A 10,796-nucleotide genomic window follows, 5' to 3' on the forward strand; every position below is an offset into this window, starting at 1 on the left:
CCGGTCCCATCACCGGAGCCGTTCCGCTGTGGCCCGGCCCGACCAGGAAGGCAGCACCATGAACGACATCACCATTACCCGGGTCTTCGACGCGCCGCTCGCCAAGGTGTGGAAGGTGTGGACCGAGCCGGAGTACTTCGCCCAGTGGTTCGGCGCCCCGCTGCCCACCGTCGCCAGCGACGTCCGCCCCGGCGGGGCCTGGCGCGCCACCATCACCACTCCGCAGGGCGAGATGCCGCTGAGCGGGGTGTACCGCGAGGTGGAGGTGCACAAGCGGCTGGTGTGGACGATGGACGTGCCGGGCGCGCCCGAGGTGGTCATGGACGCCGCCTTCACCGACCGCGGAGACCGGACCGAGGTCGTCTACCACCAGCCCGGTGTCCCCGAGGAGCACTGCGCCACGGCCGAGGCCGGCGCCAACCACATCCTGGACAGCTTCGCCTCCGTCCTGGCGAAGTCCTGACGGGAAGGGGCGGCGAACGTGAAGCGGACGACCTTCGTCCTGGTCCCCGGGGCGGGCGGCGGCACCTGGTTCTGGCACCTCCTCGTGCCGGAGCTGCGCCGCCGCGGCCACGCCGCGGTCGCGGTGGACCTCCCCACCGGGGACGACCGCGCGGGGCTGCGGGAGTACGCGGACGCGGTCGTCGCCGCCGCGGGCGACCGCGCGCCGCTGGTGCTGGTCGCCCAGTCGATGGCCGGCTTCAGCGCACCCCTCGCCTGCGAACGGCTCGGGGACCGGCTCGTGCTGCTCGTCCTGGTCAACGCGATGGTCCCGGCCCCCGGCGAGACCGCCGGGGAATGGTGGGCCGCCACCGGCCAGCCCGAGGCCCGGCGCGCCCTCGACCTCGCCGAGGGGCGGCCGGTGGACGGGGAGTTCGACCCCCTCGTGACGTTCTTCCACGACCTGCCGGGACACGTGGCGGAAGAGGCCCTGGCCCAGGGGAACCCGCAGTCGGACACCCCCTTCGGCCAGCCCTTCCCGCTGCCCGCCTGGCCGGACGTGCCCACCCGCGTCGTCGTGGGCCGCGACGACCGGCTGTTCCCCGCCGCCTTCCAGCGGCGCGTGGCCCGGGAACGGCTCGGCGTCGAGGCCGACGTCCTGCCGGGCGGGCACCTGGTGGCGCTCGCCGACCCGGACGGGCTGGCGGACCTGCTGGTGGGCTATCTGCCGGGCTGAGGCAGCGGTCGGCGCAGGTGCGGGGCGCCGGGGCTCCACTGCTCCCGCCCGGTCCCGCGCACCTGCGCCGTCCAGCCCGCCGCGACGGCGGCGGCGCGGTCCGGGCCCACGCCCCTGAAGAGCCGGGCGGGGACGGTGACGGCGAGCACGGGCGCGCCGTCGGCGTCCCGCGCCCGGTGGGCCGCCGGCCGTCGCTCCGCGGCGGCGATCCGGGCGCGGATCCGCCCGGTCGCGTACGCGTCCCACCGGGCCGGGTCGGCGGCCCACTCCAGCCGGAACCGGGGCCAGGTGAGGACGGCGCACCACGGGTTGAGCCAGGCGAGCGGGGGGCTGAGCCCCGCCGACGCGAGGGCCGCGAGCAGGCCCAGGGCGAGCGCGACCGCGGCCCACACCGGCAGCCAGAGCCACTGCAGGACGAACTGCGCGAGCAGCCCCGGCCTGTTCCTGCGCCGGGCTGCGGGACGCACCGGGGCTGTCACGCGGTGCCGTGCGAGCGGTGCACCACGGCCTGCGCGTAGGCCAGCCGTACGTCCAGCCGGTCCGTCCGCACCTTGTAGCGCTCGGACATCCCGTAGTACTTCAGCGGGGCCGGGGAGCCCACCCCCTGCCGCCAGGCCGTGCGGACGGGCAGCGACCAGGCGGAGTCCCCGGTGCCGCCGACCGCCCAGAACAGGTTCAGGACGAGCCACAGCGGCGACAGCAGCACGAAGACCGCCCACGAGGTCAGCGTCCCGCCGTGCCCGGCGAGCACCCGGCCGCCCGGCAGCCTGATCTCCCACCGCGGCCGCCACCGCGCCCGCTTCGCCGGGGTCCCCAGCTCCCCCAGTTCCTCGCCGCCGGGCCCGAGCACCGACAGCCGCCCGCCGGACGACTGCCCGCCCGCCGGCCGTACGACGAAGCCGAGCGTCTCCCGTCCGGCCAGGTCCCGGTACATGGCGAACCGCGGCTTGGCGTCGGCCCCGGGGCCGCCGGCGGGGGCACCGTGCCCGACGTACACGGTCTCGCCGCCCCGCCGGGGGCGGATGACCTTCTGCAGCTTGAAGCCGGCCTGTCTGCGCTCCTGCTCGGAGGGCGGCCGTACCTGGAACGAAACGACACTCATCCGGTCACGTCCTGTCCTGTGTCACCCGAAGACGGAGCGGGCGTCTCCACCCGCGCTGGGCTGCTCCGGTGACCCCTCGGGGACGCCACCGGAAGCGCCGCGGTCGCGTGCGAAGTGCACGCTCTCCCCGATCTCGGACATCAGCGACACGTACACCGGCAGCTCCGCCAGGCTCGGGGTGCTGAGCGAGAAGACGACGAGGTAGCCGCCGAAGGGCGACGGCACGTAGAGCTCGATGTGCAGGAACGCGAAGGGGGCGGCGACCTGTTCGCCGTCGATCTCCGTCGCGTGGAACGACACCACGGCGGGACCGCACTCCAGGTCCACCTTGTGGACGTCCCGGTGCGGCTCCAGAGAGAGCAACTCGTGCAGCGCCGCCGCCGCGATCCCGGGGTCGCCCGGCTCGGTCTCCTCGATGCGCACCAGGAGGTTGGCCGTGCTGATCCGGTCGTCCTCGGTGGCGAACAGGCCGAGGGCCGCGTGCAGCACCCCGTCGGCGTCCAGCGACCCGGCGACCTCGCGGTACACCGCGGCGGTGGCCTCCCGCTGGAAGTCGGTGCCGCCCGGCCAGATGCGCGCGGCCAGTTCGGACACCTGCGCGTCGAGGGCGTCGGCCGGGAGGTGCAGGGGGATCTCGTGGAAGACGTCCGGGGACTCGAACTCCACGAGCACGCCCGGCGCCTCGTACAGCGACGTGCTCATCAAAGCCTCCCGGCCGCGGGCGTGTCCGAGTTGTTGAACATGTTGTAGACGCCGGTCACGATACCGGGGGCCTGCTGCGCCACCTGCGGTCCCTTGGCCCACCACGACATGGGGTCGAGCGTGCCGTCGGCCCGGATGGCCGCGCCGAGGGAGTTCTTCACGCTCTGCGGGGCGAACTTCTCCACCGCCCAGCTCAGCGCCTTCTCCTTGGCGGACGATCCGACGGTGTCCAGGACGTGGTTGTCCCAGGCCATCTTCATGCGGTTGCCGAAGCCCTCGGCGCTGACCGTCTTGCTGCCCGGCAGTGCCTCCCGCCGCAGCAGGCCGACCTTGCCCTCCAGCTTCTCGACCGTGTAGCCGGCGTTCTTCAGCGCCCGGATCTTGGTCACGTGCTCGATGGAGGCGATGGTCCTGCCGTTCACCTTGTAGAGCTTCATCGGGATCTTGACGCCCTTCATGGCGACCTTCCCCAGCTTGCCGATGGGGATGACGCCCAGACCGTCGCCGATCAGGTCCATCGCGCTGACGTCGGCGCCGCCCAGTTTCGCCGCCCCGTGGGTGGCAAGGGCGCCCAGCGACAGCGCGCCGCCCGCGAGGGCGAAGGCTCCCGCAAGGGGCGGGCACCAGAGCGTGAGCAGGGACAGGACGCCCATCACCGTCGAGGCGATGCTGAGCCAGTCACCGATCTGCTTGAGCAGGTCGGCGTGCTTGACGCACCAGTTCTGGATGTCGTGGCCGACCTTGGTGAAGAAGTCGGCGAGTCCTTCGAAGAAACCGGCGTCGGGCGCCTTGCCGTTGGCCTTGCGCAGCCGGTCCGCGACGCCACGGGCGTCGGACTGGTGGTGCTCCAGCAGTTCCTCGGCCCGCTTGATGATGTCCTCGAGCTCCTGCTGCGCCCTCTCCAGCTGCTTGCCCGCGGAGTCGAGGTCCTTGCCCGCCTGGTTCAGCCGGTTCGACGCCGCGTCGATCCTCGCCTGGGCGTCGGCGAGTTCGCTCTGCGTCGCGTAGTACTGGCCGGCCAGGCGCAGCGCCGGGTCCGCGGCCGCCTGGTTGTAGGCGGACGCCGCGCGGTCGTAGGCGCCCTGCCCGGTCTTCTCCCGCTCCTTGGCCGCCTTGGCCTGCGCCTCGTACTCCCTGGCCTTCTGCTGGTAGTCCGCCAGTTTCGAGCGCCACGAGGACAGCTGGAGCGAGGCCTCGCGCAGGGCGTCCCGGCTGTCGCCCACATAGCGCGGCAGGTCGCCGACCTTCTCGGCGAAGGCGCTCGCCGCCTCGCCCTCCCAGGTCTTGCCGCCCTTGGTGATCCCGGTGAGCGTGGTGTAGGCGTTGTCCAGGCCCGTCGCGGCCCGCGACAGCTTGGAGTTGAGGTCCTCGACGCTCCCTAGCTTCCCCGGTGCCGGGTCGAAGCCTATGGCGGGGTACTCCGCCGCCGTCATCGCGCACCCGCCGTGGGCCGCTCCTGCGGGGTCGGGGACAGGGTGGGCTTCGGAGCCGCACCCTGCGTCATGGCGTCGCGGACGGCCTGCTCGGTGGCCTCGTAGTTGTTCTTGGTGGCCTTGAGCTTCTCCTCGATCTGCGCCGTGCCGTCGGCTATCTTCCCGATGGCGTTGTCCCAGCTGTCGTGGAACTCGTCGCAGGCGTTGTCCAGCGCCTCGCTGCCGGTGCTCTTCGGACCGACGTCCTTCAGCGCGCCCAGCGCCTTGCGCATGTCGTCCTGGCTGTCGTGCAACTGCTTCAGCAGCCGGTCGAGGTCCTGGACCTCGACCTTGAAGTGGTCACCCAATGTGTGTCCCCCGCGTGGACCGCCCGCCGTACCTCAGCACCAGGGCGGTGATGTCAGCCGACCCACCGAGGCTACCGCTCCCCATGTGCCGCTTCACCCCCGCACGGAGGCTTCCCGCAGGATCTCTACGCACCCACGATGCGGACGCGGTTGCGCGGACGCCGCACGGGACGAAGGGTGCCGGGTGCACCCCGGACGTGATCCGGTATGTTCGGGTGCAATTGGCATGTCCTCGCTTAGGCGATGGAGCGGCACCGGAGTCAGGGGCCGCGCGCACGGCGGACGTGCCGGGATCGCAGTCAACGGGGATGGGACAAAGGGATGAGCACTCCCTTCGACGGTTCACAGGACGGCGCGGCCACGCGGATGCGGCTGAACTCCGTACCGGCGGACCCGGGCGGCGGCGGGACGTCCGCCGGGACGACGAGGGTCGACACCCAGCGGTTGGACGGGGCGGCCAACGCCCTGGTCGAACTGCGCGGTGACACCGAGAACGTCGACAACAAGGCCGACGAGGACACCCTCGGCGCCGTCACGGGCCTCAACAGACACACCGCCCCCGGCCCGCCCGAGGGAGGTTCCTGGGCCACCGCGGGCTCTCTGGTGGGCATGGACGTCCGCTGGGGCGACCAGGTCGCCAACCTCAAGCTCATGCTGCAGGACATCAGCGACAAGCTCCACACCAGCTCCGGCCACTACACCCGCGCCGAGCAGGAGGAACAGGCCCGTCAGGCCTCGATCCACACCCCCTTCGGCTAGACGCCGTCCCGCGCCCCGGGAGGCCGGGGCCACTGTGCACGGCCGCAACGGAAATCCACATCCGTCCGCAGGGACGTACAGGAGCTGACGCAGACATGGTGTCCATCCCCTACCTCGACAAGGCCGACCTCGGCCCGCTGGCCGACGCAGCAGCCTCGTGGGGCGCACTGCCCGCCAAGTACGACGCCCTCCAGCGCGAGTTCGAGCAGCGCGTGATCAACCACCTCAAGGGCCACTGGGAGGGCGATGCCGCGACCGCGGCCTTCGCCACGATGAGCCGGGCGCGCACGGAGTACGAGAACGCCGCCACCGAGGCCGGCCGCATCGCCAAGCTGCTGGCGGACGCCCACACCGAGTTCGCCGCGTTCCAGAAGCAGCTCCATGCCCTGCTCGACGAGGCACGGGCCGACAGTTTCCAAGTCGCCGAGGACGGTGCGATCAAGGACGTCGACTCCCGCTGGGACAGCCCGACGGCCTCCGCCTCCCCAGGCTTCGCCACCGAGCGCAAGGAGAAGCTGGACTCGCTCTCCTCACGCCTGACGCGCGTGCTCGAACTGGCCACCGCCGCCGACGAGGCCGCGAGCGCCGCCCTCGAACGCGACGCCAACGGCGAGAGCCGGTCGTTCAACACCAGCGTGTACACCAGCCTCGACGCCGTCGAGGCCGACCAGGCGGCCGCGCTCATGACGAAGAAGGGGCGGCTGTCCGACGCCGAGCTCACCAAGCTCGACCTGCTGCTGTCGGCGAACAAGAACGATCCTGAGTTCTCCCGGCAGTTCGCGGTGAGGACCGGAGCCGAGAACATGCTGGACAAGTACAACGAGATCGTCACCCCGCCCGCGGGGACGCATCTGTCCAAGGCCGAACTGGCCCGGCTCAAGGACATCCAGAGGAACCTGGGCACCACCATCGGAACGGCCACCACGTCCGACGACCGCGCCGGCCACCGCGACCCGGCCATCACGAAGTTCCAGGACGACCTGCTCGAGGTCGGCCGCCACGACTTCAACGCCAACCCCACCGAGACCCCCTACGGTCTCAGCGGATACCAGGTGACCAGCAGTCTGATGAGCCACGGGAAGTGGGACACGGACTTCCTCCAGGCCTACGGCAACGACCTCATCACCGCCGAGAAGAACGGCAGCAACGGCGGTCAGAACCCGGACGCCTACTGGAGCGGCAGCATGACCCGCGCCCTGGGGCCGGCAAACATCGGCGCGCTCGATCCCATGACGGGCTTCATGGACGCCCTGGGCCACAACCCGGCGGCCTCGACCGAGTTCCTCTCCTCCGAGTCGGAGGTCGACGGCGAGAAGGTCGACCATCTCGACTACCTGATGAAGGACCGCCACTGGCCGGAAGGCGCGGGATTCACCGGCGACTCGAAGAACCCCAGCGGCTACAACAACCTGGGGCACGCACTGGAGTCGGCGACCACGGGGCACCCGTACGACACCAGCCCCTCGGCGGACACCCCGGCGCACAACGAGAAGCAGGCCCGACTCATGCAGGAGGTCGTCCACTCCGTCTCCCGGAACTCGGAGCTCGCTCACGACGGGATGCAGGACAGTCTCGGCCGTATGGCGGGTGAGTACATGCCGGACGTCCACCAGTCCCTGACGAACGACCGCTCGGGGAACAGGGACCAGTTCTATCCGATCGCGGGCGCCGCGGCGAACCTGAGCGAGCAGGACACCTCCCGCTTCCTCATGACCGTCGGAAAGGACCCGGAGGGCTACGCGGCGATCAACCTCGCCGAGAGCGCCTACACCTCCAACCTCATCGACTACCACCTGCAGCACCCCGAAGCGTTCGACGGGGCCACGGACACCGCGCTGCGGGAGATCGCCAGGTCGTCCGGCGAGGTCCAGGGGAGCATCGCGATCGGCAGGCGCGAGTCGGACATCGGCGACGCCGCGGAGGCCGACAAGGCCTACAACGACGCCATGGGAAGGGCCGGCAGCTACGCGTCCGGGATCGTGGGCACCGGAATCGGTGTCGGCACGTCCTTCATCGCCACACCCGCCGTCGGCGCGGGCGTCGGCGGCGTGGCGACCACCGTCACCGGGGACCTGATCAACCAGATCGTCAGCGGCGCCGAACGCGACACCATGGGCAACGCGGTGTACTCCAGCGGCACCGACTGGGAGGACGCGAAGTACTCCACTTCCGCGGTCCTCCAGGATGCCTACCGGAACTCCGCGGAGGCCCAGGGACAGGGCCACGTCGCGGACTACCAGAACATCCTGGCGAACGAGGTCGAGGTGGGCTTCCACTCCGCCGACAGCAATCTGGACGGCTACGGGCAGGACAAGAGGGGCACCGGACAGGGCTGACCCCTGGCGTACGCACAGGATCGGCCTCGGACATCGCGACACAGGGATGACGGCACATGAAGTGGGAAGACCGGACGTGGCTCCGGAAGAACGGCGGGCGTCGGCTGATCGTCTCCGCGGTGGTCCTCGCCGCACTCGGCGCGGGGTACTACGGATTCCAGTTGCAGTACCCGGCGGCGAAGGCGGGCCGGGCATGCGGCGGGATGCTGCCCATCGACCCGGTACTGGATCTCGCCGGGAAGTCGCGGCTGAGCCTGGTCGGAGCAGGCTTCGACGTCGACAGTCGGCAGTTCGACGTGTCCGACGACGTGAAGGAGCCCGGCGGGCTCGCCGTACGGTGCGAGGTGGGCGGCGTCGAGGTCTCCGTCGAGACCACCGCGGGCGCACACAACGCCTACGGCGCCTACACCTTCCAGCGGGAGGAGCAGGTCCTGCCCGTCCCCCTGGACGGGGGGTGGCAGGGCTTCATGGTCACGGGGAACGGTGATGCCACCGCGTCCGTCGTACTCGGCTGCGGGAACTGGGCACCCGAGAGGGGAGCCGGGATACTGGTGACGGCCACGTCGCCCTCGGGCACCGAGCTCACCGCCGGCGTGCGCCTCGCCCTCGCCCGCACCGTGACTGCGACGGCACAGCGCGCTGCGGACAGCACCGGGTGCGCGGCGGAGCCGGGGGACCCGGACCGGCTGACCGCCCCCGCGGCCGGGGCAACCACCGTGCCGGCCACCGAGGCCAAGGGCACGTGCAAGGGACTGACCTCCGCGACCGAGGTGCGCGAGACACCGGCCGAGGCCGCACCGGTGGAGGAGTGCGTGCTCGCCGGGCACCTGCAACTGGCCGCCGCGTACGGTCCCTTCAACGACAACTCCCAAGCCGTCGCCGCAGGCAGGTACGGCGGCCACGACAAGCCCTCGGGCGCGGACCGCACATCGGTGTGGACGTCGGCAGGCTGCCAGGGGGCCCTCGGCATCGGCTACTACCAGGCGTCGGCCGTCGACGGCAGCAACCGGGACTTCACCAAGACGCCGCTCACCGCGTCCGAGCGGGCCGACCTGCAGCGTTTCGCCGAGCAGTCGGCCGCCCGCCACGGGTGCGGCAGCCCGGCGAAGCTCTCCTGACGGCTGGGTGGGTCCGTTCGCGCGGAACGCAGTTCAACGGAGTGGTGGCCGGTCGGCAGTCGGCGCCGTCCGGCCCCCACGTCGACTACTGGTTCGGCCACCGCCCCGGCGCCTGCGACTGCTGCTGGTAGGGGTTGCCGCCGCCCTGCTGGTACTGCGGCTGGTGCCCGTACTGCGGCTGCCCGTTGCCGTCCCAGCCGGGGCCACCGGGCCCTCCCGGGCCCCCGTTGCTCCGCTTGCCGCGGCGTGCGATCTTGACGATCAGCAGGATGACGAGGACCACCACGATCAGCCCGGCCAAGCCGACGACCGCGAGGACCAGGCCGTTGTCCGAGGAGGACGAGGACGCGGCGTCATCGCTCGCGGTGGAGTTGTCCTTGGGCGCGGTCGCTCCCGGGGCGCCTCCCTTCAGCGACTCGGGAACGGACAGCGGGCCGTACTTCGAGCCGGCCGGGATCTCTTGCTTGAGTGCGGCCAGCGGCTGGATGAAGCCGTAGCCGTAGTGGTCGTCGGGGAGGTCGGTGCCCTTCGCGGCGGCGGGAAGCCCGGCGGTCTTGGTCAGGCGGTTGACGAGCTGGCCCACCGTGAGGTCGGGGAACTTGGCGCGTAGCAGTGCCACCGCGGCCGACGTGTAGGCGGTGGCGTCGGATGTTCCGTTGGCGGATCGGTACGGGAAGGACGCGTTGCCGCCTCCGGCGGACACGATGTGGGTGCCCGGCGCGGTCAACAGGAGTCCCTGCCCGTAGTTGGACTTCTCCCAGATCTCACCGGAGTTCTGGACCGCGCCGACCGGCAGCACTCCGGAATCACTCGCGGGATACTTCCACGCCTCCCGCCCTCCGCCGTCGTTCCCGGTTCCGGCCACGATCAGGACGTCCTTCTTCAGGGCGTAGGCGACCGCCTCCTCCTCCGCGGTCGACCCGTTCGAGATCTGCTGGGAGATGTTGATGACGGAGGCCCCGTGATCGACGGCGTAGCGGATGGACGGCCCGAAGCCCTCTTGGGCGTCGCCCGTGTCGCGAATGGAAAGGATCTCGGCGCCCGGAGCAAGACCCATCACCCCGTCGGCGTTTCCGGGACCGTGACCGTGGCCGGCGATGATGGATGCCATCGCGGTACCGTGCGCGTCTCCGCCCTCCGGCAGGGAGGACGCGTCGCCGTCGATGAAGTCCTTGCCTTGTATCACGTTGCCCTTGAGGTCCACGTGGTCGGAGTCGACTCCCTCGTCGATGACGGCGACGGTGACCCCCTTGCCCGTGGAGATCTTCCAGATGGCTTCGGCTTCGAACGCCCTGAGCGGCCACTGGTCGTCTCTCACCTTATCCGCGGCGGCTACGGGCGCAGCGGTCAGCACCAGGGCGCCGGCGAGTACGGCTCCGCTGACCACGCGCAGCGTTCGTGTGAGGCTCATCCGTGTCCTTCCTCGGGCAGCAGGGGGCGCGGCTCGGCCACGCCCCCCACTTTCTACATCCAGCTGCTGAACGAATTCCTATTCGATGACCCGCGGAGCGTTGTTACGTTCGGGCGTCCAGGTCTCCTCGTCCTCGACCAGGTAGTCGGGACGCTCGCCCTCGCGCCGCTCTTCCTCTTCCGTCCGGTCGCTCTGGCCGCGGCCCATCATGCGGTTCGCGCCCCTGCCGGCGTTACCGCCGCTGCCGGCACCCGCCGCGCCACGGCTCCTGTGCAGGCCCGAACCGCCCGGCGTACCGCGGGTGCCCGAACCGGTGCCCTTGGCCGCACCGACAACGCCGCCGCCCCGACGGGCGAGGCCGCCGCCTCGGCCGGCGGCCGCGCCGCCTCGGCCGCCCGCACCCGCGCCCGC

The 10,796-nt window shown here is 71.4% G+C and carries 11 protein-coding genes and 1 pseudogene; 5 read left to right on the forward strand and 7 right to left on the reverse strand.

Annotated features, from left to right (window positions below):
• Nucleotides 1-58: 58 nt before the first annotated feature.
• Complete coding sequence (locus PV342_RS38790) at nucleotides 59-463, forward strand: SRPBCC family protein (protein ID WP_361012343.1); 405 nt, start codon at nucleotides 59-61, stop codon at nucleotides 461-463.
• Nucleotides 464-481: 18 nt separating this feature from the next.
• Entirely contained in the window at nucleotides 482-1,177 is a 696-nt protein-coding gene (locus PV342_RS38795) for an alpha/beta fold hydrolase (RefSeq protein WP_500320864.1), read from the forward strand.
• Here the strand turns inward: PV342_RS38795 and PV342_RS38800 are convergent.
• From PV342_RS38800 to PV342_RS38820, 5 genes are read right to left on the reverse strand one after another with little or no spacing between them, the layout of a single operon-like run.
• On the reverse strand, nucleotides 1,162-1,644 hold the full coding sequence (locus tag PV342_RS38800) for a hypothetical protein (RefSeq protein WP_400808552.1): 483 nt from the start codon (nucleotides 1,642-1,644) through the stop codon (nucleotides 1,162-1,164). The genes PV342_RS38795 and PV342_RS38800 overlap by 16 nt on opposite strands.
• An 8-nt stretch (nucleotides 1,645-1,652) precedes the next feature.
• Nucleotides 1,653-2,279: a hypothetical protein gene (locus tag PV342_RS38805; protein WP_392617156.1), complete on the reverse strand. Its 627-nt coding sequence runs from the start codon at nucleotides 2,277-2,279 to the stop codon at nucleotides 1,653-1,655.
• A gap of 21 nt (nucleotides 2,280-2,300) precedes the next feature.
• Nucleotides 2,301-2,981 carry a hypothetical protein gene (locus PV342_RS38810; RefSeq protein WP_400808546.1) on the reverse strand — a complete coding sequence of 227 codons (681 nt, stop codon included), beginning with the start codon at nucleotides 2,979-2,981 and terminating at the stop codon, nucleotides 2,301-2,303.
• Complete coding sequence (locus tag PV342_RS38815) at nucleotides 2,981-4,414, reverse strand: putative T7SS-secreted protein (RefSeq protein ID WP_500320867.1); 1,434 nt, start codon at nucleotides 4,412-4,414, stop codon at nucleotides 2,981-2,983. Before PV342_RS38815 ends, PV342_RS38810 begins: the two co-directional genes overlap by 1 nt.
• The gene (locus tag PV342_RS38820) at nucleotides 4,411-4,761 is read right to left on the reverse strand and encodes a WXG100 family type VII secretion target (RefSeq protein ID WP_500320868.1); all 351 of its coding nucleotides are present in this window, start codon (nucleotides 4,759-4,761) and stop codon (nucleotides 4,411-4,413) included. Before PV342_RS38820 ends, PV342_RS38815 begins: the two co-directional genes overlap by 4 nt.
• Before the next feature lie 321 nt (nucleotides 4,762-5,082).
• On the opposite strand from PV342_RS38820, the gene PV342_RS38825 reads away from it, so the two are divergent.
• The 3 genes from PV342_RS38825 (at nucleotide 5,083) to PV342_RS38835 (ending at nucleotide 8,974) form a co-directional block, all read left to right on the forward strand.
• A complete protein-coding gene (locus PV342_RS38825; protein ID WP_500320869.1) occupies nucleotides 5,083-5,520 on the forward strand; it encodes a hypothetical protein in 438 nt (145 codons plus the stop codon).
• 95 nt (nucleotides 5,521-5,615) lie between these two features.
• Entirely contained in the window at nucleotides 5,616-7,856 is a 2,241-nt protein-coding gene (locus tag PV342_RS38830; protein WP_400808541.1) for a WXG100 family type VII secretion target, read from the forward strand.
• 56 nt (nucleotides 7,857-7,912) lie between these two features.
• Complete coding sequence (locus tag PV342_RS38835) at nucleotides 7,913-8,974, forward strand: hypothetical protein (protein WP_500320871.1); 1,062 nt, start codon at nucleotides 7,913-7,915, stop codon at nucleotides 8,972-8,974.
• Between the two features lie 85 nt (nucleotides 8,975-9,059).
• Here PV342_RS38835 and PV342_RS38840 read toward each other — a convergent pair whose 3' ends face one another.
• Both PV342_RS38840 and PV342_RS38845 read right to left on the reverse strand, forming a co-directional pair.
• Nucleotides 9,060-10,385 carry a S8 family serine peptidase gene (locus tag PV342_RS38840; protein WP_500320873.1) on the reverse strand — a complete coding sequence of 442 codons (1,326 nt, stop codon included), beginning with the start codon at nucleotides 10,383-10,385 and terminating at the stop codon, nucleotides 9,060-9,062.
• 78 nt (nucleotides 10,386-10,463) lie between these two features.
• A pseudogene (locus PV342_RS38845) lies at nucleotides 10,464-10,796 on the reverse strand (hypothetical protein); the annotation flags it as partial.

This window comes from Streptomyces sp. PA03-3a (assembly GCF_033792735.1).
GTDB lineage: Bacteria > Actinomycetota > Actinomycetes > Streptomycetales > Streptomycetaceae > Actinacidiphila.

Bases quoted from the DNA above. Each gene is read 5' to 3' on its own strand.
- PV342_RS38790 (WP_361012343.1), top strand. From the start codon at position 59: ATGAACGACATCACCATTACCCGGGTCTTCGACGCGCCGCTCGCCAAG.
- PV342_RS38805 (WP_392617156.1), bottom strand. From the start codon at position 2,279: ATGAGTGTCGTTTCGTTCCAGGTACGGCCGCCCTCCGAGCAGGAGCGC.
- PV342_RS38810 (WP_400808546.1), bottom strand. From the start codon at position 2,981: ATGAGCACGTCGCTGTACGAGGCGCCGGGCGTGCTCGTGGAGTTCGAG.
- PV342_RS38815 (WP_500320867.1), bottom strand. From the start codon at position 4,414: ATGACGGCGGCGGAGTACCCCGCCATAGGCTTCGACCCGGCACCGGGG.
- PV342_RS38825 (WP_500320869.1), top strand. From the start codon at position 5,083: ATGAGCACTCCCTTCGACGGTTCACAGGACGGCGCGGCCACGCGGATG.
- PV342_RS38830 (WP_400808541.1), top strand. From the start codon at position 5,616: ATGGTGTCCATCCCCTACCTCGACAAGGCCGACCTCGGCCCGCTGGCC.
- PV342_RS38835 (WP_500320871.1), top strand. From the start codon at position 7,913: ATGAAGTGGGAAGACCGGACGTGGCTCCGGAAGAACGGCGGGCGTCGG.
- PV342_RS38840 (WP_500320873.1), bottom strand. From the start codon at position 10,385: ATGAGCCTCACACGAACGCTGCGCGTGGTCAGCGGAGCCGTACTCGCC.